This is a genomic window from Chryseobacterium sp. UF-290 (genome assembly GCF_058245615.1).
On the sequence record NZ_JBSICB010000009.1, the window covers coordinates 78,622 to 101,022 of the forward strand.

The 22,401-nt window shown below is 36.6% G+C and carries 19 protein-coding genes; 6 read left to right on the forward strand and 13 right to left on the reverse strand.

Going from position 1 to position 22,401, the window contains the following annotated elements; all coding sequences use genetic code 11:
* Window positions 1-6 precede the first annotated feature (6 nt).
* From AC4IF5_RS12245 to AC4IF5_RS12290, 10 genes are all read right to left on the reverse strand, one after another.
* Window positions 7-828 (reverse strand): polysaccharide biosynthesis/export family protein, encoded by an 822-nt coding sequence (locus AC4IF5_RS12245; RefSeq protein ID WP_490734885.1) that lies wholly within the window; start codon window positions 826-828, stop codon window positions 7-9.
* Window positions 829-865: 37 nt separating this feature from the next.
* Window positions 866-2,794, reverse strand: coding sequence for a polysaccharide biosynthesis protein (locus AC4IF5_RS12250; protein ID WP_490734887.1), 1,929 nt, complete (start codon window positions 2,792-2,794; stop codon window positions 866-868).
* Between the two features lie 552 nt (window positions 2,795-3,346).
* The gene (locus AC4IF5_RS12255) at window positions 3,347-3,805 is read right to left on the reverse strand and encodes a regulatory protein RecX (protein ID WP_490735070.1); all 459 of its coding nucleotides are present in this window, start codon (window positions 3,803-3,805) and stop codon (window positions 3,347-3,349) included.
* Window positions 3,806-3,863: 58 nt separating this feature from the next.
* Window positions 3,864-5,129 (reverse strand): serine hydroxymethyltransferase, encoded by a 1,266-nt coding sequence (gene glyA, locus AC4IF5_RS12260; protein ID WP_490734889.1) that lies wholly within the window; start codon window positions 5,127-5,129, stop codon window positions 3,864-3,866.
* A gap of 150 nt (window positions 5,130-5,279) precedes the next feature.
* Window positions 5,280-6,185: an NAD(P)/FAD-dependent oxidoreductase gene (locus AC4IF5_RS12265; protein ID WP_490734891.1), complete on the reverse strand. Its 906-nt coding sequence runs from the start codon at window positions 6,183-6,185 to the stop codon at window positions 5,280-5,282.
* A gap of 154 nt (window positions 6,186-6,339) precedes the next feature.
* Window positions 6,340-7,863: a glycosyltransferase family 39 protein gene (locus AC4IF5_RS12270; RefSeq protein ID WP_490734893.1), complete on the reverse strand. Its 1,524-nt coding sequence runs from the start codon at window positions 7,861-7,863 to the stop codon at window positions 6,340-6,342.
* 142 nt (window positions 7,864-8,005) lie between these two features.
* Window positions 8,006-9,217 (reverse strand): efflux RND transporter periplasmic adaptor subunit, encoded by a 1,212-nt coding sequence (locus AC4IF5_RS12275; protein ID WP_490734895.1) that lies wholly within the window; start codon window positions 9,215-9,217, stop codon window positions 8,006-8,008.
* A gap of 122 nt (window positions 9,218-9,339) precedes the next feature.
* Window positions 9,340-10,611 (reverse strand): ABC transporter permease, encoded by a 1,272-nt coding sequence (locus AC4IF5_RS12280; protein WP_490734896.1) that lies wholly within the window; start codon window positions 10,609-10,611, stop codon window positions 9,340-9,342.
* Window positions 10,612-10,709: 98 nt separating this feature from the next.
* A complete protein-coding gene (locus AC4IF5_RS12285) occupies window positions 10,710-11,939 on the reverse strand; it encodes an ABC transporter permease (protein ID WP_490734897.1) in 1,230 nt (409 codons plus the stop codon).
* Window positions 11,940-12,038: 99 nt separating this feature from the next.
* Window positions 12,039-12,728, reverse strand: a complete 690-nt coding sequence (locus tag AC4IF5_RS12290; protein ID WP_490734898.1) for an ABC transporter ATP-binding protein — start codon at window positions 12,726-12,728, stop codon at window positions 12,039-12,041.
* A 424-nt stretch (window positions 12,729-13,152) separates the two neighbouring features.
* Between AC4IF5_RS12290 and AC4IF5_RS12295 the strand changes: the two genes are divergently transcribed.
* From AC4IF5_RS12295 to AC4IF5_RS12320, 6 genes are all read left to right on the forward strand, one after another.
* The gene (locus AC4IF5_RS12295) at window positions 13,153-14,127 is read left to right on the forward strand and encodes a ribonucleotide-diphosphate reductase subunit beta (protein ID WP_041461620.1); all 975 of its coding nucleotides are present in this window, start codon (window positions 13,153-13,155) and stop codon (window positions 14,125-14,127) included.
* Between the two features lie 136 nt (window positions 14,128-14,263).
* Complete coding sequence (locus AC4IF5_RS12300) at window positions 14,264-14,554, forward strand: hypothetical protein (protein WP_490734901.1); 291 nt, start codon at window positions 14,264-14,266, stop codon at window positions 14,552-14,554.
* 54 nt (window positions 14,555-14,608) lie between these two features.
* Window positions 14,609-16,267: a ribonucleoside-diphosphate reductase subunit alpha gene (locus AC4IF5_RS12305; protein ID WP_490734903.1), complete on the forward strand. Its 1,659-nt coding sequence runs from the start codon at window positions 14,609-14,611 to the stop codon at window positions 16,265-16,267.
* Window positions 16,268-16,532: 265 nt separating this feature from the next.
* Window positions 16,533-18,689, forward strand: a complete 2,157-nt coding sequence (locus AC4IF5_RS12310) for a T9SS type A sorting domain-containing protein (RefSeq protein WP_490734905.1) — start codon at window positions 16,533-16,535, stop codon at window positions 18,687-18,689.
* A 100-nt stretch (window positions 18,690-18,789) separates the two neighbouring features.
* Window positions 18,790-19,680, forward strand: coding sequence for a DUF72 domain-containing protein (locus AC4IF5_RS12315; RefSeq protein WP_490734907.1), 891 nt, complete (start codon window positions 18,790-18,792; stop codon window positions 19,678-19,680).
* Window positions 19,681-19,847: 167 nt separating this feature from the next.
* Window positions 19,848-20,078: a hypothetical protein gene (locus AC4IF5_RS12320; RefSeq protein WP_490734909.1), complete on the forward strand. Its 231-nt coding sequence runs from the start codon at window positions 19,848-19,850 to the stop codon at window positions 20,076-20,078.
* A 48-nt stretch (window positions 20,079-20,126) separates the two neighbouring features.
* Here the strand turns inward: AC4IF5_RS12320 and AC4IF5_RS12325 are convergent, their stop codons facing one another.
* The 3 genes from AC4IF5_RS12325 to AC4IF5_RS12335 form a co-directional block, all read right to left on the reverse strand.
* A complete protein-coding gene (locus AC4IF5_RS12325; protein ID WP_490734911.1) occupies window positions 20,127-20,726 on the reverse strand; it encodes a hypothetical protein in 600 nt (199 codons plus the stop codon).
* A gap of 150 nt (window positions 20,727-20,876) precedes the next feature.
* On the reverse strand, window positions 20,877-21,521 hold the full coding sequence (locus AC4IF5_RS12330) for an HD domain-containing protein (protein ID WP_490734912.1): 645 nt from the start codon (window positions 21,519-21,521) through the stop codon (window positions 20,877-20,879).
* Window positions 21,518-22,363 carry an alpha/beta hydrolase family protein gene (locus tag AC4IF5_RS12335; protein WP_490734914.1) on the reverse strand — a complete coding sequence of 282 codons (846 nt, stop codon included), beginning with the start codon at window positions 22,361-22,363 and terminating at the stop codon, window positions 21,518-21,520. The genes AC4IF5_RS12330 and AC4IF5_RS12335 overlap by 4 nt, the downstream gene beginning before the upstream one ends.
* Window positions 22,364-22,401 lie beyond the last annotated feature (38 nt).

Consider the following 22,401-nt stretch of genomic DNA (forward strand, 5'->3'; position numbering starts at 1 on the left):
CAATTTTTATTTCTTATTAAATAAACTTACTACGACAGCTACTGCTGTAATACCAATAGAAATTGCCGTCAGGTAAAGGCCGGTATTTGGATTTTGCTTTGCTATAAGGTCTCTTGTATTATTTGAAGATACAATAATCGCATCACCTTGTTTCAAATTATAATATGGAGAATTGATCAGATTGGCATCCTGAAGATTAACACGTCCATGAGAAACTTCTCCATCCTCTGTTCTGATCACTAATACATCTTCCCTCTTACCATACTGTGTCAGGTCACCAGCAAGCCCTAAGGCATTAAAAATAGTTGCCTGTCCATTTGAAATCGTATAATCTCCTTGTCTATTTACTTCTCCCAATACTGTAACTTTGAAATTAGCAAGTCTGATATTGATCGTAGGGTTGATGACATATCTTGTCATTTTATCTCTTATTTCATCTTTAAATTCAGTTAGAGTTTTTCCAGATGTATTTAGTTTCCCCAATATTGGGAAATCAATATCCCCATTAGTATCTACAATATATGTAGGACCCGCCATTGTAGTCGTTCCTTGATTAGGAGTATTCCCTCCAGCTCCTGCATTGGTCTGAATAAGTTCGGATGAAGAATAGTTTTGATTAAATGGTTTAACAACATCCATATCTTTTGCAGTAATTAAAATTACTAACTGATCACCTTTCTGTATTGTGGACTTAGAATTTTTTGCAGATGCTTCTATGGCTACCTTTTCTATATTCTGCATATAGTTTAGGTCATTATTTGCTTTCTGGTTAGTTTTACAAGAAACCAATATCAATGCCAGGAATATTGCCAGTACTTTACCCTTCATATTTTTTAAATTATGCAAATATACATTTATATTTTTTCTATTTATCCAATGCCTCATATATAGAGTTATTACTTCTAAATTCCGGCACAATCGTCTTTAATATTTTTACAACTTCTACCTTATCTCTCCTTAAGGATGCTTTTGTTATTTGCTTAGTCAATGAATCTATTTCTTCAAATCCCATTGACGGATCTTTAGAAATCATAATTTTATCATTATGGGTAGGAAGAGTCTTTGCATCGTCACTCAGAAGTTCTTCATAGAGCTTTTCTCCTGGCCTTAGACCTGTATAAATGATTTTGATATCAATATTAGGTTCAAATCCTGATAATTTTATCATTCTTCTTGCCAGATCCAGAATCTTTACAGGTTCTCCCATATCAAATACAAAAATCTCACCTCCTTCTCCCATTGTTCCAGCCTGAAGAACAAGCTCACACGCTTCAGGAATCGTCATGAAATATCTTACAATTTCCGGATGGGTAATTGTCACAGGACCTCCAGCTTCAATCTGTTTTTTAAAATGCGGGATCACAGAGCCATTAGAGCCTAATACATTTCCAAATCTAGTTGTAATAAATTTAGTAACATTACCTTCTACATTTTGAAGCGATTGAACAAAAAGTTCAGCTGCCCGTTTTGAGGCCCCCATTACATTTGTCGGATTTACCGCTTTATCAGTCGATACCATGACAAATCTGTTTACTTTATATTTACTGGAAAGCCTTGCAACGATCTTGGACCCCAATATATTTACAAAAATGGCTTCGTGTGGATTTTCTTCCACCAGTGGGACATGTTTATAAGCTGCAGCATGATACACCATTGAGAAATTATACTGCTGGAATAAAGATTCCATCCTATGTTGATTGGAAACATCCCCTAAAACAAATTTGAAAGCGATATGAGGAAACTTATCTCTCATCTCCAGTTCTATCTCATAAAGTGGAGTTTCCGCCTGATCCAGGACAACAATCAAAGAAGGGTCAAAAAGAGCTACCTGTCTTACAATCTCACTTCCTATAGACCCTGCTCCTCCGGTTACTAATACTGTTTTATCAAAATGTCTGCTTTTAACTTTCTCATTCTGAATCTTAATAGGTTTTCTATTAAGCAGATCCTCTATCTGAAGATTCCTGATAGATCCGCCCAAATCACTGTCTCTCAATTTCTGTACAGATGGTGCTTTGAAGACATTAAGATCTTTTTCCAGGAATAAGTTAACCCATGAATTCACTTCATCTCTTGCCATCATTTCTTTGACAATAAGGACACCATCAATAATAAGATCTTCTTTCGTATGTTCTTCGATTTTTTTCTTTTCATAGATAGGTTTTCCAAGTAAGGATGCTCTTTTCGAGTCTTTCCTTTGCGTCAAAAAGCCAACCACCTGATAAGGTAAACTCGGATTATCCAAAATAGCTCTTGCAACGGCAATCGATTGCTCATCAATTCCCAATACCAAAATCCTTTTTTTCAAGGCACTTCTTCTATATTCCCTTACAATATGAAAGAATTCTTTCACATAAAGTCTAAACAGAAACAGCCCCATAAAAGAAATAACAAAATACAGGATCAGATAGGGTGTAAGAATAAATTTACTTCCAGTTATCCAGAAATAAAGCAGATTTATGGTCCCGATAGTAAACATGGTACAGAAACATGATACCAGTAGTTTGAAAAGGTCTATAAATGTTGAATGTCGGATGATTCCTGCATAAGTCTTAAAAAAATACATAAATACTGTATTCACAAGAATAATAAAAGCAAAAATAAGACTCTTATCTTCATGGTAAATAAAGTCAATTTGTGTAATTTTTTCTATAATATAAGTTGATAGAAATAGCGAGATAGCCAGAATAACAATATCTATTATAAGTATTATCCATCTGGGAAGATATCTTACGTCCGAGAGATTGACAACATTATCTCCTCCAAATATTTTTTTCCTGAGAGAATTATACATTGTCTTTATTTATGTTCATATATTAATACGGTACTAATCTTAGTTAATCGTCTAAATGCTTTCAAAGCATTCATGCAAAATTAAAATAAAATATCATCTATACTTAGATTTCAATAATAAATTTAATTTCCTGAATTTATTAACTCACTCATTATTTATTATTATTGTCATCTGAATTAACTCCCGATGATAAACATAAAGCCCTGTCAAAATATATACCATAAGCATATTTTCAAAGAAATTGATTTTTCTGAACAATGGCATCGGACTCACAACAGCCCATAAACATCTGAGTTCTATATTATTATTTTATAAAAATTCTTTTTTTAAAATTTCCTTTCATCATTACATTATTATTCAGCCAGCTCTAACAATAGATTTAAAATTTCCATCTCTCTAAACAGTATTTAATGGTTAGAATATTCCGGATTTCAGCAAGGTTTCAAAATCGTTTTTCAGATCTATCTATCCCGCATGTACTTCAATCTACTCCTTCTTCTATGTAAAAAACGCTCAATAATAAGATTTTTTCTTTCTATTTTCGTTTAAAATTTAGTCAAAAATATCATTTATTTTCTCATATTCAAAACCCCGGCTCATGAGATATTTTATGGTTTTTGATTTTTTCTGATATTCCTGCAAACCCTTCTGTTTAGAAAAATAATCTTCATAGATTCTTGTAATGGTTTTTCTGTAGTCATCTTCATGGATCTCATCAAAACAGGAATTTATCAGCCTTTCTGAGATCTGCTTCTGTTTCAGATTCATCCTGATCTTATTCTTACCCCAGTGTTTGATATAAAACTTACCTCTGATATAACTTCGGGTAAATCGTTCTTCGTTCAAATAATTTTCTTTCAGGAGATATAATATGATCTCTTCTTTCGCTTCATCGATCAGAAGAAATTCTCTCATTTTCTGATCCACTTCTGCATGACACCGATCCTGATAAACACAGTAGTTGACCAGTTTCTGCTTAATCTCTTCAAAAGTAAAAGATTTCTTTTCCATCGGGATAAAAAAAGAATGAGCAAATCCGCCCATTCTTTGTATAATATTGTAATGCCTGTTAGTAATTGAACAGCGCCTTACCTTCCATTAATTCATTAACTTTCTTTCTTACAGATGTAAGAACTTCTTCATTTTTGATGTTGTCTACCACCTCAGAGATCAATCCTGCAATAGTGTCCATATCATTTTCTTTAAGACCTCTTGTAGTAATGGCAGCAGTTCCCAATCTGATACCAGATGTAGTGAACGGTGATTTATCATCAAAAGGAACCATGTTTTTGTTACAGGTAATATCAGCAAGGACTAATGCTTTTTCAGTTTCCTTACCATTTACCCCCTTATTTCTAAGGTCTACCAACATCAGGTGATTGTCTGTACCGCCACTTACAATATCAAATCCTCTGTCGATCATCGCTTTTGATAATGCCTGAGCATTCGCTTTAACCTGCTTTGCATATGTTTCGAACTGACCATCCAATGCTTCTCCGAAAGCTACAGCTTTACCAGCAATAACATGCTCCAACGGCCCTCCCTGGATACCTGGGAATACAGCTCCATCCAATACCTGGCTCATCATTTTGGTCTCTCCTTTAGGAGTTTTGTGACCATATGTATTTTCGAAATCCTTCCCCATCATGATCATTCCTCCTCTTGGACCTCTCAATGTTTTATGTGTAGTCGTTGTTACCACATGACAGTGTTCAAACGGAGAGTTTAGTAATCCTTTTGCTACCAAACCTGCAGGGTGTGCAATATCTGCCCACAGGGTTGCTCCGATTTCATCAGCAATCTCTCTGAATTTAGCATAATCAAGATCTCTTGAATAAGCAGAGAATCCGGCGATCATCATTTTGGGTCTTTCTCTTAAGGCAACTTCTCTCATCTGATTGTAATCGATAAGGCCTGTTTCTCTTTCTACTCCATAGGAAACCACTTCATATTGAATTCCTGAGAAGTTTACAGCAGAACCATGAGTAAGGTGTCCCCCCATGGAAAGGTCCATTCCCATGATCTTATCACCAGGTTTCAAAACGGCAAGATAAATGGCTGCATTCGCCTGAGAACCGGAATGTGGCTGAACGTTCACATAATCTACTCCGAAAAGTTCTTTCGCTCTGTTGATAGCCAATGTTTCAACCTCATCTACTACTTCACATCCTCCGTAATATCTTTTTCCGGGATATCCTTCAGCATATTTGTTTGTCAGTACACTTCCCATTGCTTTCATCACATTTTCAGAAACAAAGTTTTCTGATGCGATAAGCTCTAATCCATGGGTCTGTCTTTGTCTTTCCTTTTCAATCAGGTCGAAAATAATATCCATTTTACTTTTAGTTTTTGAAATTTCCACCCCAAATGTACGGAAATTTCACCGAGATTACGGCATTAAAAAAATGATTTTTAAACACCAAAAAGGGACATGCAAAAAAGTAAATTCAGTATTTTTTTCATTTTATTATAACCTCAAAAAAGATTAAAATTCTTCTTCAGAAAGTTCTTTGTTCAACACCGCTCCGGCAAAATTCCCCTGTGCTACCGCATTGGCCACAGACCTCATCATGGTCACATTATCTCCACAGGCAAAAACTCCCGGAACAGTTGTTTTCTGCATAAAATCCACTTTAATAAATCCTTGTTCAGTCAATTCACAACCTAAATTTTCTGATGCATTAAAATTCTGCTCAAAAGGGATTTTTGCATACAAGGTGTTCAAAGAAACAGAGCTCCCGTTTTTAAAAATAATCTTTTGAATATGTCCTTTATCATGTTCTATTTTTTCAATCTCATTTTCATTAAGATTGATCTTATTCTGAATTAATTTTTGAATCTGCTCTTCCGTAAGGCTTGATTTTCCATTGGTCAATAAGGTTAATTGTTTTGTCAGGTTGAAAACCAGTTTCGTAAATTCATAAGCCATATCCCCATCAGACAAAATCCCTGTTACCTCATTTTTCACCTCATATCCATGACAGTAAGGACAATGCAATACAGAGATTCCCCAACAGTCTGCAAATCCCGGAATATCCGGCATCAGATCTTTCACTCCGGAAGCCAGAATCAGTTTTTTGGCATATCGCTTTTCACCGGATGATGTTTCTACTTCAAAACCTGATTCTATTTTAGCCGCTTTTATAACAGTTCCTTCATAAAACTGAATGGTATTGTATTTTTCAACATCCTTTCTGGCCAGCTCTCCAATTTCTTTCGGGGTCCTCCCATCATGTGTAATGAAATTATGGGAATGCGGAGTCTGTCTGTTACAAGGTTTTCCATCATTAATAATCAAAACACTTCTTAAAGATCTTCCCAAAGCCATTCCTGCAGATAATCCTGAATAGCTTCCTCCTATTATAATGACATCAAAGTTTTTATTTTCCATACTTATTGATCAATGATAGTGCAAAGTTAAAATAATTTTAATTAACGCAATAAAGTTGCAATAATATTTTTTATTATAAATCTTTAGAAAATCAAACTAAGGTTTAGTGTTTATCTGCTCTGTTATTTTTCAATTTCTTGATAGCAGCTAAGTATTACCATTCTTTTTTATACTCATTTATCTCATCACGGATTCTTGCATTGATATCTATTTTCGCTCCTTTAAAACTGAAAACAGTCGTCCCTTTTTCTCTGGCAAACGGATTCATAATAGAGCCTACAATCTTTGAATTTTCAAAATAAGATCCTGTTTCTATAAGTTCATCTTCACTTTCAGAATACTCCTTAACTCTAATAAGATTGTCATATTTTTTACTCAGATCAAACCAGTTGATGTAATCTGCATGGAATGAAACAGCTCTTATTCCTTTTTTAGAGTAATAATTAACAGCTCCCGTCTGACCGTAATTGTCACATAAGACCAATGTATTTCCGGATTTCGACAGCTTATCATATTCCTGATCAACTTTTTGAGCCAGTTCTTTCCAGCCCTGCATGTCTGCAAAATCCTGAGGTAAAGAATGATCTTTTCCATCTTCCCAACGCAATAATCCCAGTTTTCTGTAATTTTCCTGATGATTCACGATATACTCAGGGCTTTTATTCGGAAATGCAAGGTTATATAAAGGCAGAAACAACAGTATCGGGATTATAAGACTGACCGGTTTCAGAAATTTTCTCCAATCTTTTCCGAAGAAATGAGCAAGAAAAACAGACCCAAAAGCAATATAAACAGGGTATAATCCTATCGCATAATAATCTTTAGCCTTAAAAAACAGGAAGAGGGCTATCGTGATAATATAACTCCAAAATAAAAACCTGAACTTTTCAAAGGGCTTGTAAAGCAACAGCGCAGCCAATCCGGCAAAGACCACAAAGACAGAGCCGATAAAAAATAAAATCTGGGATTTTAAAAAATCAATTCTATCCACATTGACCAACTGTCTTTCCGAAAGCTCTTTCATATGGTGAATCACCGGAAGCTGATGGTTATACTGCCAGAGAAGATTTGGGAAAATAATGAGCAGAACCAATAGCCCAGCCCAATAAAGATGAGGCAGCATAAAAATTTTCCTCTGCTTTGTCAGCAATAATGCCGGAATAAGTCCCAATACCGAAAAGGCAATGTTATATTTATTTAATATCCCTATTCCAAAGGCAAAGGCTGCTACATAAAGCCATTGTGCTTTTTCTGAGTTAAAATATTTAATCAGGGCATAATAAAGAAATGACCACAATAAAACTTCCAGGGAGGTAGGCTGAAACAGCATATTCACCCGAAGAAGCACTGACAACAATATTCCCAGAGATGCAAGCACTTTTGCAAATAGATCCCCGTTCAATTCCTCAGCAATTTTCCAGACTACGACTATTGTCAACGCTCCAAATAAAGCAGGAAAAAATTTAACCCAAAACACAGCATTTCCCAATATTTTAATAAGCCATGCCAGCCATGAATTCACAGGAGGCACTGATAGATATCCCCAGGCTAAATGATTTCCCTGGTCAAGATGCAAGTATTCATCCCGATGCAATTCATATTCCGGACTTATCAGGGAGTACTGAAGGATAAATTTAGCAATGACAAAAAGAAAAAGAATCAGGTAGTCTTTTTTCATGGTCTACTGTTTGAATTTTAAAGGTAAGACATTTTAAACTCACTATTTATTACCTGTTTACATTTTTAAAAATATCATAACATCAAAAATCCCGGAGAAAATTCTCCGGGATCAAACAGTTTAAAGTTTATAGTGAAGTTTATTATTTTGTCTTCGCTTTTTCTTTCAGTTCTTCTTTGTCTTTATCTGACGGATTCCAGACTTTCACTTCAGAATCTTTTGTAATATCTGAACCCGGAAGAATCTGAACATTGATCCCATCACTGGCTCCAAGTTTTACATATACTTTCTTAAATTTCCCGTCTTTTTGTTTTACTTCTACAAAAGGAACATCTTTCCCTTGTTTCTTTTCATACTGAACCAAAGATTCATCCAGCAATAAAGCGTTTTTCTGTGAGCTTAGAACAATTTCGCCGTTAGCGGAGAAACCGGCTCTGATATATTCGTTATTAGGATTACTTACAGTACCTTCCACCGGGAATTTGATCGTACCCGCGTTATCTTTTCCTTTAGGAGCGATCATAGTCAGTTTTCCAGGGAATGTTTTATTCTGTAATGCTCCGATCACAATATTCATATCCATACCCTGACTCAGCTTTCCAGCCTGCGCTTCATCAATTTCCCCCTTAAAGATCAGAGAGTTTAAATCCGCTACTGAACAAATTGTAGTTCCGGCATTGAAGTTATTCGCCTCAATCACCTGGCTTCCTAATTTCACAGGAACTTCAAGAACGGTTCCTGAAGCCTTGGAACGGATCTGCGTAGTCGCCAGCCCTTGCCCCTGAAGCTCAGGAGTTGCTCCCGTCTTGGCGATCTGCAATCTTTTTTGAGCTGTAATCAACTGCTGCTGTGCGTTTTTAAGCGTCTGCTGCTGAGAAAACAGTTGCTGCTGTGAGTTCAGATATTCCTGTTTAGAGGCTACACCTTGCTTATAAAGCTTATCCTGCATCTCAAACTGCTTCTGCATATTGCCAACGTTCAGCTGGGCGTTATTGATCTGAAGCTGGGCATTCTGAACTTCCTGCTGAGCTGCATTGACCTCAGAAATACTTGGTACAATCCTTACAGTAGCGATCAACTGTCCCACTTCCACCTTATCGCCTTCTTTTACTAAAATTTTATCGATAATTCCTGTAATATTGGGCTTGATTTCAATTTCTTCTTTTGGAACGATGGTTCCTGTAGCCATCACCTTATCATCCATATTCTGAACGGTAGGTTTACGGGTAAGGAAAGCTTCACTTTCTTTAGAGTTTGATTTAACAAGATAGCCAATCCCTGAGAACAATGCCACTGCAAATAAAAGCCCCAACACTATATAAATGGCTTTTTTCCAAGTGAATTTCTTTTTCATATGTATAGTTTATTTTTTTATTTAAAGATCGAATGATTTAAAAATTAAAAGATCAATCCGGTACATTGATAAACCGGCCGTCTCCATTTTCAAATTTTCAAATTATTTCATTTTCAAATTAATTACTCTGTTCTTAACGCTTCAATAGGTCTGATCTTTACCGCTCTCTGTGCCGGAATCATCCCGATGATCAATCCCAGGATCACCATCACCGCCATTGCTGCAAATACATTTACATAATTCACCGTGGGATTGTAGAAAGGAAATGAATCCTGCCCCTGCGTAACCGCATTTAAGATCATCAGCACAAAGATCCCAAACATAAAGCCCAGCAATCCTGATGAGAGTGTAATCACAACACTTTCAAGCAATATCTGATTTCTTACTTCTGCAGGTTTTGCACCCAATGCTCTTCTGATCCCGATTTCTTTTGTTCTTTCTTTTACCGTGATCAGAAGGATATTTGAAATCGCAATTACCCCTGCAAGGATTGTCAATGTCCCTACAATAATGGTCAACAGCTGCATTCCCGTAAGGAAACCTGTCAGTTTTTTAAATTCTTTACCGAGATTGAAGCTTCCAAAGGCGTTCGTATCTTCAGGGGAAACCTTATTTTTGTTTTTCAATACCTGCTTCACATCTTCTTCTACTGAATTGACATTAGCATTAGGCTTACTTACAATAGCAAACATATCGATCTGATCACCTGCATTATACATCTTGGTATAGGTAGAAAGTGGAATAAAAGCAGTCCTGTCATTTTCGAATCCTCCTCCTTTTTTCACACGGAAAACTCCGATCACATTAAAGAATATTCCCTTGATATTGATAGATTGCCCGATTGGATTTTCTTTTTTCTTGGAATCAAAAAAGTTTTTATATATCTCTTCTCCGATCACTACTACATTTTTATTGCCTGAAACATCGGCATCATTGATGTAACGTCCGAAAATAAGCTTCTTTTCTGAGATTTTATTTCCCACAGAGTAGTCGCCTGTAAGAGAGTAAGTCCCGTTTTTACCATTTTTTGACATAGCCTCACCGGGAGTCCCCGTAAAGCTTCCTCTTGCATTCTGAGGTGATATATAGTCTATGGCGGTTACCTTTCTTTTCAACATTTCCATATCGGATAAATTCAGGTGAACTTCCCTTCCTTTGGGAAATCCTTCGTAAGGGATAGATGTTTTCTGAGCCCATAAGAAGATCGAATTGGTCGCAAAACCAGAAAATAATTTATCAAAACCATTCTCCATTCCTTTTGCGGCACCAAGAAGGCTTACATACAAAAACATCCCCCATCCTACTCCGATCATGGTAAGAAATGTACGGAGCTTATTATTCCTCAATGAATAATAGATCTCCTGCCAAGTATCTTTTTTAAATATGATATTCACCTTTCTTTAATTATAGATTGTTAACATTTGAAAAGGGCAAATAAGCGAATTGCCTGGTCATTGTCACATTTTCAAATTATTTCATTTTCAAATTAATATTATTCTGTCCTCAATGCTTCAATCGGCTTGATTCTCGAAGCCCTGTATGCCGGAACAAATCCTGCAACTAACCCGGAAAAGATTAATGCAATGAACGCCATGAAGATTGCTCCCCATCCTACACTTGGACTTTTAATAAAGAACTCTTCAAGGCTGTCACCAATAAGACTTAGTGTCAAAACGCCTACTCCTACTCCAATAAGTCCGGAAACCACAGTAATCACAACACTCTCCTGAACAATCAGGCCTACAATTCCTCTTGGTTTAGCTCCAATAGCTTTTCGTACTCCGATCTCTTTGGTTCTTTCCTTTACGATATAGACCATAATGTTACTGATCCCGATAATTCCCGCCAGCAATGTTCCCAATCCAATAAATCCGACAATAGCTGTAAGGACTGCCATAAATGTAAATGTATCGTTCATGTTCTTGGCATTATTCCAGACACGAACACCATTTTCATCATCAGGAGAAACATTTTTTCTTGCCTTTAATTTATCTTTAAGCTCATCCCCATACTTGATTGCTTCCTGAGGATTCAGTTTATCACTATATGTGATGTAAGCAGTATTTACCGTATCTGAACCTTTTTTCATCTGCTGCAAAGTGGTAATAGGCACTGTGATATGTCTTTCGTCCCAATCTCCCCCATCATCTGAAAATACTCCAACCACTTTAAACATAGTTCCGTTGATATTCAATTCCTTTCCTACAGGACTTCCGTTCTTAATCAAATCTCTCTGAACCATCCTTCCGATGACTGCGACATTTTGCTTTCCTTCCAGATCTCTGGGTGTAATATAGCGGCCGTCAATCATCTTTCTGTTTTCGATTACCTGTTCTCCCGGTTCTGCTCCATGTACCTGATAGATTCCGCTTTCTTTCCCGTATTTCACCATTAAGCTGGCATTATATCTTGGACTTGAAGCGCCCACATTCTTCTTATCGGCATTAATAAGGAAGTCATAGTCGTCATTATTCATCGTAACATTCCGATCTGACTGCAATCCTTTATAAGCCAATGTAGTTTTCCCTGTAGTAATGGTAATCAGGTTTTTGGCATCGCCTGAAAATCCTTCAGAAAATGCATTTTGCAGTCCTTTTCCTATTCCAAAAAGAACAATGAAAATAAACAGGCCCAGAGCTACCGTAAACCCCGAAAGTACCGTCCGAAGTACATTACTGCGGATAGAACTGAATATTTCCTGCCAACGATCTAGGTCAAACATTTTATTTAAATTAAAAAATTCAGAGAGTAAGAAATTCAGAGATCCTTTGGGAAGTACATTTTCAAATTATCTCATTTTCAAATTCTCAAATTAACGTATCTACAGCACAATTTGTTTAATAAACTCATCACTTTCAATAATCCCGTCTTTCAGCACGACGTTCCTTTTAGTCTGTGCAGCGACATCAGGTTCGTGGGTGACCACAATGATCGTTTTTCCTTCGTTATTAATGTCCTGAAGGAGTTTCATAATATCATGGGTCGTTTTTGAATCCAATGCCCCGGTAGGTTCATCCGCCAATACTACTTTAGGATCTGTGATCAACGCCCTTGCAATAGCAACCCTCTGCTTTTGCCCTCCGGAAAGCTCGCTGGGAAGGTGACTTGCCCATTGGGCCAATCCTACTTTCTCCAGATATTCCAATGCCTTCTGGTTTCGCTCTTTTCTTGGTACATTCTGATAGTACAAAGGAAGCGCTACATTTTCTATGGCTGTTTTATAATTGATCAGATTAAAAGACTGAAATATAAATCCCAGAAACTTACTTCTGTATTCCGCCGCTTTTACTTCAGATAGATGTTCAATAGGAACTCCATCCAGTTCATAGGTTCCCGAATCTTTTTCATCCAGAATACCAATAATATTAAGAAGCGTGGATTTTCCGGAACCGGAACTTCCCATAATAGAAACAAACTCGCCCTCGGAAATATTCAGATTAATTCCCTTGAGAACATGAAGCTTGCTTTTCCCTGTATCGTATGACTTATGTAAATCCTGAATTACTAACATTAAGTGATCTATGTTTTATACCCAATAAGTAGATGATATTTTCAAATTGTTACAAGAAAGAAAATTTATTCAAATATTTTTTTGTTTAATATAATAACCCTTTATTTATAACAGTTTACACTTTTATGTTTAACTGTAACTCCTAATTTACATCCATTTATCCTCAATATTGTGGTTCAGCCTATTATTCGAGCCTGTTTCATGTAAATGTGGAAAACTTTTACAGCTAAAAGTCAGTCGATTAGTATTTACCCCTTTTAAAATCAGTTCTTTTTTTCGAACTTTGTCTTTAGTTCTTTGCAAGAAATATGGATTTTGGAAAGTGAATAACTTTTATTTACAACCAACACAAAAACAAAAAGTTAAGTATTTCTGGAACGTTATCCACAGAGATCTAAATTATTTAATTATAAAGATATTTAATATGGGAATTTTTGATAAAAGAGTAAGTTATAAGCCATTTGAATACCCGGAGGTTCTTCAATTTGTAGAGGCCATCAACAAATCGTTCTGGGTACATTCGGAAGTGGACTTTACTGCAGATGTTCAGGATTTTCATTCGCAGTTGGAACCACATGAAAAGCACGCTGTGAAAAATGCGCTGTTAGCCATTGCACAGATCGAGGTGTCTGTAAAGACATTCTGGGGAAATTTATACAACCACTTACCAAAGCCGGAGTTCAATGGATTAGGATCTACTTTTGCGGAATGCGAGTTCCGTCATTCTGAAGCATATTCCCGTTTATTAGAGGTACTGGGATATAATGATGAATTCCTTAACGTAATTGAAATCCCTGCTGTAAAGGGCAGGATAGAATTTCTTGGAAATGCTTTAAAACATGCGAACTCAGCTACTCCTAAAGAGTATGTGTCAGCCTTGTTATTATTCAGTATTCTGGTAGAAAACGTTTCTCTTTTCTCTCAATTTGCCATTATCCTTTCTTTCACCAGATTCAAAGGATTTATGAAAAATGTTTCCAATATCATCGCATGGACCTCTGTAGATGAGCAGATTCACGCTAATGCCGGAATCTACCTGATCAATAAGATCCGTGAAGAACAGCCGGATCTGCTGACAGACAGCGACATTGAAGATATCTATACTCTTGTAGATGAGTCCATTGCAAGAGAAGGCGATATCCTGAGCTGGATCTTTGAATTGGGCGAGATCGACAACGTTTCTAAAGAGGACCTGCTAAACTTCATGAAATACCGTGTAGATGACAGTCTGAAGAAGATCAATATGAAAACAAGATACAACATCACTCCTGAACAGTACAGACCGATGGTATGGTTCGAAGAGGAAGTTTTCGCTAACTCATTAGATGATTTCTTTGCCAAAAGACCTGTAGACTATACAAAACACGATAAGAGTATTACGGCAAACGATTTGTTTTAATACCTGGGCGCGAGCGAAGCGAGCGTCAAAGCAGATAGTATTAGCGTCTTGTCATTCTGAATGAATTGAAGAATCCAACATAACGGATTACCTACCCCCGGAATGACAGTTCAATACTAAAACACAAATATAAAAGATGATCAATGTATTAGTAACCTATACGGTAAATTCCGAATTTGTTCCGGTCAATAAGGCTCATATTCAAAAGTTTTTGGATGATTTTAAAAATTTAGATCAGTCCACCTTTGAATATAAGGTTTATATAAAGGAAGATGGTGTTACATTTGTACATTATTCAAACTATATCAATGAAGAGATTCAGCGTAAAGTTTTGAATGTACCGTCTTTTAAAGAATTTCAGAAATTAAGGGATGAAAGTGGGCTGAACGGTTCCCACAAAGTAGAATTTTTACAATCAATATTATAAAAAACAAAATTCCGGGGTGATCATCTCATCCCGGAATTCGAAAATATAACATCTATGGAAGAGCAAAATTCAAATATATGGTGGCTCAATGAAGAGTCTGAGCAGATGTTGAACAGAGGATATCTGTTGAAAGGTGAAACGGTAGACGGAGCTATCGACAGAATTACCACTGCTGCTGCAAAAAAGTTATACAAGCCTGAGCTTCAGCCTGCATTCAAAGAAATGATCACTAAAGGGTGGATCAGCTTCTCTTCTCCTGTATGGGCTAATATGGGAACACAGAGAGGTCTTCCGATCTCATGCTTCAACGTTCACATTCCTGACAGCATTGAAGGAATTACCCACAAAATGGGTGAAGTGATCATGCAGACTAAGATCGGAGGAGGAACTTCAGGATATTTCGGGGAATTGAGAAACAGAGGAACCGCTGTAACTGATAACGGAAAGTCTTCAGGAGCAGTTTCATTCATGAAGCTTTTTGATACCGCGATGGATGTTGTTTCTCAGGGTGGGGTAAGAAGAGGGGCTTTTGCTGCTTACTTAGACATTGACCACGGAGATATTGAAGAATTCCTATCCATTAAAGATATCGGTAGCCCAATCCAGAACCTGTTTACCGGAATTTGTGTACCGGATTACTGGATGCAGGATATGATTGACGGTGATATGGATAAGCGTAAAATTTGGGCAAGAGTATTGGAAAGCCGCCAGCAAAAAGGGCTTCCTTATATTTTCTTTACAGATAACGTAAACAGAAATAAGCCTCAGGTATACAAAGATTTAGGAATGACAGTAAATGCGAGTAACCTTTGCTCTGAGATCATGCTTCCTTCAACAATGGAAGAGTCTTTCATCTGCTGTCTGTCTTCTATGAACCTTGAGCTTTATGATGAGTGGAAAGATACTGACGCTGTAAAACTGGCAATATACTTCCTCGACGCTGTTTTATCAGAATTCATCGATAAAACGGAAGGAAACTACTACCTGCAGGGAGCAAGAAACTTCGCCATGCGCCACAGAGCACTTGGACTGGGAGTTTTAGGATATCATTCCTATTTACAAAAAAATATGATCCCGTTTGAAAGCTTTGAGGCGACCCAATTCAATGCAAGAGCATTCAGACATATCAAAGAACAAGCTGAACAAGCTTCAAGAGAGCTTGCCAACATATACGGAGAACCGGAAGTATTGAAAGGATACGGATTGAGAAATACGACAACAATGGCTATTGCCCCTACCACTTCAAGCTCTGCAATTTTAGGACAGACTTCTCCTGGAATTGAGCCTTTCTCTTCAAACTATTATAAAGCAGGTCTTGCTAAAGGAAACTTTATGCGTAAGAACAAATACCTGGCAAAATTACTGGAAGAAAAAGGACTGGACAACGAAGAAACATGGAGAACAATCATGCTGAACCACGGTTCTGTACAGCACCTGAATGAGCTTACTCCTGAAGAAAAGGCAGTATTCAAAACATTTAAGGAAATTTCTCCTATGGAGATCATTTCACAGGCTGCACAGAGACAGCAGTATATCGACCAGGCACAATCGCTGAACCTTCAGATTCCTTCCACAATGCCAGTAAAAGACGTAAACTACCTTTACATCGAAGCTTGGAAAAAAGGAGTAAAGACACTTTATTACCAAAGAAGCTCTTCCGTGTCCAAAGAAATGATGGTGAACTTCGTATCATGCTCAAGCTGCGAGGCATAAGATCAAATAATAAACACACCATATCAGTATAGCACACCTTTTGGTGTGCTATTTCATTTTTTGAGCATAATTTTATTTCTACAATTTATGTTATTTTATTTAAAAATTTTAATAAAATTAAACTTTATTAAAATAAAATAATACAAAATACAATAATCATTTAAAAACATCAACAATCAATATATTTAAGGAAAAATAATTATATTTATATCATCAGATTCCTAATACATAATCCATAACAGGATCTGCTATAAAAACTCAAATTATGAAAAAATTATTACTTACCTTCTCAGTAGGCTGCTTTTCTGTAGTCTCCTCTCAGAATCTCAGTTTTTCTGATGTAAAATTCAAAGCGCTGCTTCTAAGCTCAAACTCAACAAATCAAATTGCAAAAGATTTTAATGGAAATTCTATTGCTGTAGACAATAATGGAGACGGAGAAATTCAGCTTTCGGAAGCACAGCAGGTTAAAATATTAAACATCAGGCAAGATCCTGACCAGATGTATATTGACCCCCAGGGAAATATACAGGACCCTGGTAATATAAAAATGGCTTATTATAACAGCCATTTACCGGATGGTATTTCAGACGCCCTGCTTTTCCCGAACCTTGAAGAACTCTATTTCTGGCATACTAAAACAGCCAACATCAGTTTTGTCAACAGACCTCAGATTAAAAAAGTGCAGGGAAGACCATTTTACTACGACTTTTCTCAATCCGGTCAGTATACTCCCTCACCCATCAACCTTTTGTTCGATAACTGCTCAGGAATCCAGGATATTGCAGATATAATCGCTTATCAGGCTACAGGTAATCCATGGTCTTCCCCTGAAAATAGCCTGAGCATCAAAAACTGCCAACAGATCAACAGCAATGCGATTATTAATTCTGCCGAACTTAAAGAGCTATATATTCAGAATTCTACTATTCAGACGTTGACATTTAATTCATGTAAGCTTTTAGAAAAAATTTCAGTACCTGGCCTGAGCTCTTTAACGAAAATTTCAGTGCTGGGAGATACCGGAATATCTTTTTTAACCGGTAATAATCAGGACATTGAACTGATAGCCAATAATTGCATTAATTTACAGGAGATCGTAGCAGATACCGATCATTATTCAACGACAGGCGCCTATTTCACCTCAGTGAACCTTAACGGATGTTCCTCTTTAAAAAAGATTCAGGGTCTGAATGCTCCTTCCATTGATTTTACGACAGCAGGATTAGCCAACCTGGAAGAACTGGATTGCTCTTTTTACAACAGATACGGATACAATACAACATCAGGAGTCTATTTTGGGGATGTAACTTCACTGAATCTTTCCGGTCTTCCAAAGCTTAAAATATTAAAAGCTTTTAATCAAAAAATCACCAATTCCGTCAATTTTAGTGTAGCCCAGGTTCTGGAAAATATTGATATCACCAACTCATGCGGCTACATGAACATTGTGAATGTCAGCAACCTTCCTCATTTACAGACCTTGCAAACAAGCAGGATTGAAACCATGAATACCCAAGGTAATGCGGATCTTCAAGCCATTATCGCTAAAAACTGTATAGCTCTGACTGATTTTAGATTTAAAAATAATAGCGATTTAAGAAATCTGGATTTAGAAAACTGCCCTGGTCTGCAAACCTTAGCAATAGGCTATAACTATCCTGATGGAGCATTTCCCAATTTGGAAAACATCAACCTGGACCAATGTACGGGGTTTAAAGAAATCACGATAAGAAATACTAAAATATCCACCCTGAACACTAAAGACTGTACTGCATTACAATCATTAGAGCTTTCGCAGATCGAGCCACTTTCTTCTCTAAATATTACAAACAACACCAATTTAGAGTTTCTGGACCTGTCATCATTACCTTTGTTGACACAGGTAAACACTTCCGATAACATCAATCTGAAAAACGCGGCCTTCAGTAATTGCCCCCAAATTACCCAGCTTAACCTTTCATCTTCTTCCCATTTACAGGGACTTAGTCTATTAAATATGCCTAACCTTACCTATGCTAATATAAGAAACGGTTCTATAGAGGAATTCCATGATTATTCAAATTATAATCCCAATTTATCAATGTGTGTAGATGATGCTCAACTGAATGACCTTCAGTCTATGTATCCTGATATCACATTTACTACAAGCTGTGGAAGCTTTCTGCACAGCAACAGTTCAGAAATCAATACAAAACGGATAAGAGTTTTCCCTAATCCAGTAAAAGATGTGTTGCAGATCAGCTCTCAGACTCCAATAAAAAATATAAAACTGATCGATCTCCACGAAAGGATTCTCTTTGATCAAAATTTCAACCAGGATCTTATAAAAATTGACCTTTCCGACTATCCAAGTGCTGTATACCTGATGAAAATTACAACCGGTAAAAATCAGATTACCGAAAAGATCATCAAAAAATAATCCGCACCGATACAATTATTTTCACCAAAAATCATAGAACCCTCTATGATTTTTTTGGTTTATATTTGTGTTTATTATTTAATGCTATAACACAACAGATATGAAATTCGGACAAGTAGAAGACCCATCAAAAATAGATTTCACCCTTCCCAAAGATCATTCCAGAACAAAAGAAATTTTAGGACTGAATAAAAAAGGGCTGAAAAATATCTCCATCGGATGTGCAAAATGGAATAAGACCGACCTTAAAGGATTCTATCCTAAAGGCACGAAAGACGAATTGACGTATTATGCCACCCAGTTTAATTCGATTGAGCTGAATGCTACTTTCTACGGCTTGCCTACCCCTGAACAGGTGAAAACATGGAAGGAGAAGACACCGGAAAATTTCAAATTCTTCCCTAAGATCACCAATACGGTATCCCATTTCAGAAGACTGATCGATGTGACAGATCCTGTCACTCATTTTGCTTCGGCAGTCATTAATTTTGATGAGAAATTGGGTATGGCTTTCCTTCAGCTTCATGATAACTTTAAACCTAAAGATTATGACAGGCTGGAAAAGTTTGTCAAAGAATGGCCGAAGGAAGTACCTCTTGCCATAGAGCTCAGAAATACAGAGTGGTTTACCAATGAAGAAATCCTGAATACAACCTGTGAGCTTTTCGAAACCCACAATATCACCAACATTATTGTAGATACTGCCGGAAGAAGAGATATGCTCCATATGCGCCTTACCACTCCTAATGCGTTCATCCGCTATGTAGGAGCCAATGCAGAAAGTGATTATGAAAGACTGGACGACTGGCTGAAACATCTCACAAAATGGAAAGAAGAAGGCCTTCAGAATCTTTACTTTTTTGTACACCAGAATATTGAAAAGGCTTCTCCCCTGTTATCAGCCTATTTTATCAAAAAGCTGAATGAGGAATGGAAAACCGATATTCATATCCCTCAAATGGCAACGGAAAATATGGGAACGCTCTTTTAAATGATTATAGTTACTGTAAAAGTAATAGATAATCAAACACAAAATTTTAAATAGACTAATTTTAATTTACTCTTCAAAAGCGATAAAACCCTTTTCATAACAGAAAATTTCCTATATTAGGATATACCGTATTTCACGAATCCGGTATACTTAAAAAGATAAATGTCATGAAAAAAGAAATCTGTAAAATCAGTATCGCAAGCAATTGGCTGGGCGATGAGTATACCTTTTATGAGAATCATACCATAAAAAGAGTATTTGATCATCACAGCCTTAATTCTAATAAAATTGAATGGCTCAATCCCAGCCAGATCAGCAAACAGAATAAAGATAAGCTGATAAGAAGCTGTCCGGAAGAGTTTAAAGAACAGATCATGCAGATCCTGGATTATCCTTAAAAAAGTAATGGGTAATGAGCCAGCTCTTATACAGCTCATTACCCGTATTTATTTATTTTTGCTTTTCTTCAGGAGCAATACCAGATTGAGAAACAAAAGCAGGAAATCTAATGTGATCCATATCCCCAGTTTTGTATTTTCATAATTATAGGCATCCACCTGTTTTTTTGCAGCATCAGAAAGCTTCATACTCTGATTGATATAATTCTGTACTTCTACAATCTGATCAATATTCTTATTCGGTACGGAATGCTGGGAAAAGTACACGAGATTCTTTTTCCCCAGATACCCTATAATCCAGTATTCATCAGACTTATCCATCTTCAGATATTCTATTCTGTAATATTCCGGCCGTATTTTCCCGATATGCTTAGGTTCAAGCGTAGTATTTTTATCCGTTTTATTCACGTTGATCAGATAAAAGTCCAATGCTTGCGGAAGCTTATTGATCACCTGAAGTCCCACTGAGTTATCCACAAATGCGACAGCGCTTTTTTTGATGAACCAATAGGTAAAAACAGAGATCGAGAAAACTACCGTTACTATACGGAACAGCTTGGCCCATTTTGCCTTTCTTCCGGATTTTACCTTGAACAGGACCAAAGAAAGGATGGAAGCCAGAAATATTATAAAAATAATCAGTGTCATATTTTACAAAGATACTTCTTATCTATATTTTATCTATAGCCAAGCCATAAAAAAACATTTTCGGCGGTAATGTAAAAAAATAATGCTCATCAAAAATCTTAAACGGGGAAGCACCGCTTCACATCCTTCAATCATCAGATATACTATTTTCTAATCCACATTCCATTCTTTATAAAACTGGTCGAGGAAATTCAGCATATAATGATGTCTTTCTTCGGCCATTTTTTTTCCTTCTTCAGTATTCATCAGATCTTTCAGAAGAAGTAGCTTTTCGTAAAAATGGTTGATGGTGGTACCATTAGATTTTTTATATTCTTCTTTGGACATTCCTAGATTAGGTTTAGCAGCGGGATCATACATCAGATTATTTTTGAATCCTCCGAAATTGAATGTTCTGGCAATTCCAATGGCTCCTATAGCATCAATACGGTCAGCATCCTGTACGATTTTAAGCTCAATCGGTGGATTTTCCGGGGCCTGGCTTCTGTTTTTAAATGAAATATTTTCAATCACAAATAGAACTTTTCCTATCGTTTCTTCAGAGACATTTTGACTTTCGAGAAATTGTCTGGATATTTTAGGGGCTATGGTTTCATCTCCGTTATGAAATTTAGGATCGGCAATATCATGAAGCAATGCAGACAGTTCCACTACCTCTCTGTCACAATCTTCTGTCTCAGCTATTTTAGCGGCAAGTTTCCAGACTCTTTCAATATGGAACCAGTCATGTCCTGCCTCTGCTCCTTCTAATTTTTCTTTTACAAATTCTACTGTGTTGTCAATCGTACTTTTCATTTATCTGTCAGTTCATTTAAAATAATATCCCAGAGTTTGTTGTTAAAACTTCTAAAAAAATTAACATGCCCTATCTCTTTTTTATCAGATTCGGAAGTTTTCACCAGCCTGTAAGTCGGCTTAAGGTTAGGATAGGTGTTATTTAATAAGCTCAATACGCCTTTTTCAGTCAGCCATACATCATCCTCGGCACGAATTACAAATACATTCTGGTTTAAATTTTTAGAGTAATCATCAATTTTTTCCAACAGCCGGTTGGTTGATTTCTTGTTTAAAATTAAGGTTCTCCAGTCATATGCACAATTTTTTGGAAGACTTTCTCCAAGTCCAAACCAATGAGCAGGAAAATAACCTAGTAATGAAGTGGTTAAAGGCTGAACAATTCCAAATCCCAGATAAGCCTCAATTTTTGTCTTCCATTTCAGGTTACCGACAAAGGCATTCTGGGTTCCCACAAAAACAAATTCTTCAAACATTCCTGAATCTTCATTCATTCCCAGGATCAGCGCGCCAACGGAATGCCCCAAACAATATTTCCGGTAATCCGGAAAATTCTTTTTAATATATTGAGTTAAAGTTTTATAATCCTTCGAACCCCATATTCTCATAGAACTGTGAAAGCCTTTCATATCTTTCGGTTTGGAAAGTCCTATTCCCCTGTAATCATAAGTGACAACCGTAAATCCCTGCTGAGAAAAATAAGTAGCAAAGGAAAAATAGACCTGCTGTTTCACTCCTGTTGCAGAATTAATGAGCAGTAGTTTTCCATTACTTTTTTCGGGATGAAAAAGATGAACAGCCAGAGCAGCATGGTCTTCCGTGTTAAGTATTAGTTTTTCCATATCATAAAAGAAAAAATCCACTATAAAAGTGGACATTT

Coding starts and splice junctions, on each gene's coding strand:
- AC4IF5_RS12245 (WP_490734885.1), bottom strand. CDS start 828: ATGAAGGGTAAAGTACTGGCAATATTCCTGGCATTGATATTGGTTTCT.
- AC4IF5_RS12250 (WP_490734887.1), bottom strand. CDS start 2,794: ATGTATAATTCTCTCAGGAAAAAAATATTTGGAGGAGATAATGTTGTC.
- AC4IF5_RS12255 (WP_490735070.1), bottom strand. CDS start 3,805: ATGGAAAAGAAATCTTTTACTTTTGAAGAGATTAAGCAGAAACTGGTC.
- glyA (WP_490734889.1), bottom strand. CDS start 5,129: ATGGATATTATTTTCGACCTGATTGAAAAGGAAAGACAAAGACAGACC.
- AC4IF5_RS12265 (WP_490734891.1), bottom strand. CDS start 6,185: ATGGAAAATAAAAACTTTGATGTCATTATAATAGGAGGAAGCTATTCA.
- AC4IF5_RS12270 (WP_490734893.1), bottom strand. CDS start 7,863: ATGAAAAAAGACTACCTGATTCTTTTTCTTTTTGTCATTGCTAAATTT.
- AC4IF5_RS12275 (WP_490734895.1), bottom strand. CDS start 9,217: ATGAAAAAGAAATTCACTTGGAAAAAAGCCATTTATATAGTGTTGGGG.
- AC4IF5_RS12285 (WP_490734897.1), bottom strand. CDS start 11,939: ATGTTTGACCTAGATCGTTGGCAGGAAATATTCAGTTCTATCCGCAGT.
- AC4IF5_RS12290 (WP_490734898.1), bottom strand. CDS start 12,728: ATGTTAGTAATTCAGGATTTACATAAGTCATACGATACAGGGAAAAGC.
- AC4IF5_RS12295 (WP_041461620.1), top strand. CDS start 13,153: ATGGGAATTTTTGATAAAAGAGTAAGTTATAAGCCATTTGAATACCCG.
- AC4IF5_RS12300 (WP_490734901.1), top strand. CDS start 14,264: ATGATCAATGTATTAGTAACCTATACGGTAAATTCCGAATTTGTTCCG.
- AC4IF5_RS12305 (WP_490734903.1), top strand. CDS start 14,609: ATGGAAGAGCAAAATTCAAATATATGGTGGCTCAATGAAGAGTCTGAG.
- AC4IF5_RS12310 (WP_490734905.1), top strand. CDS start 16,533: ATGAAAAAATTATTACTTACCTTCTCAGTAGGCTGCTTTTCTGTAGTC.
- AC4IF5_RS12315 (WP_490734907.1), top strand. CDS start 18,790: ATGAAATTCGGACAAGTAGAAGACCCATCAAAAATAGATTTCACCCTT.
- AC4IF5_RS12320 (WP_490734909.1), top strand. CDS start 19,848: ATGAAAAAAGAAATCTGTAAAATCAGTATCGCAAGCAATTGGCTGGGC.
- AC4IF5_RS12325 (WP_490734911.1), bottom strand. CDS start 20,726: ATGACACTGATTATTTTTATAATATTTCTGGCTTCCATCCTTTCTTTG.
- AC4IF5_RS12330 (WP_490734912.1), bottom strand. CDS start 21,521: ATGAAAAGTACGATTGACAACACAGTAGAATTTGTAAAAGAAAAATTA.
- AC4IF5_RS12335 (WP_490734914.1), bottom strand. CDS start 22,363: ATGGAAAAACTAATACTTAACACGGAAGACCATGCTGCTCTGGCTGTT.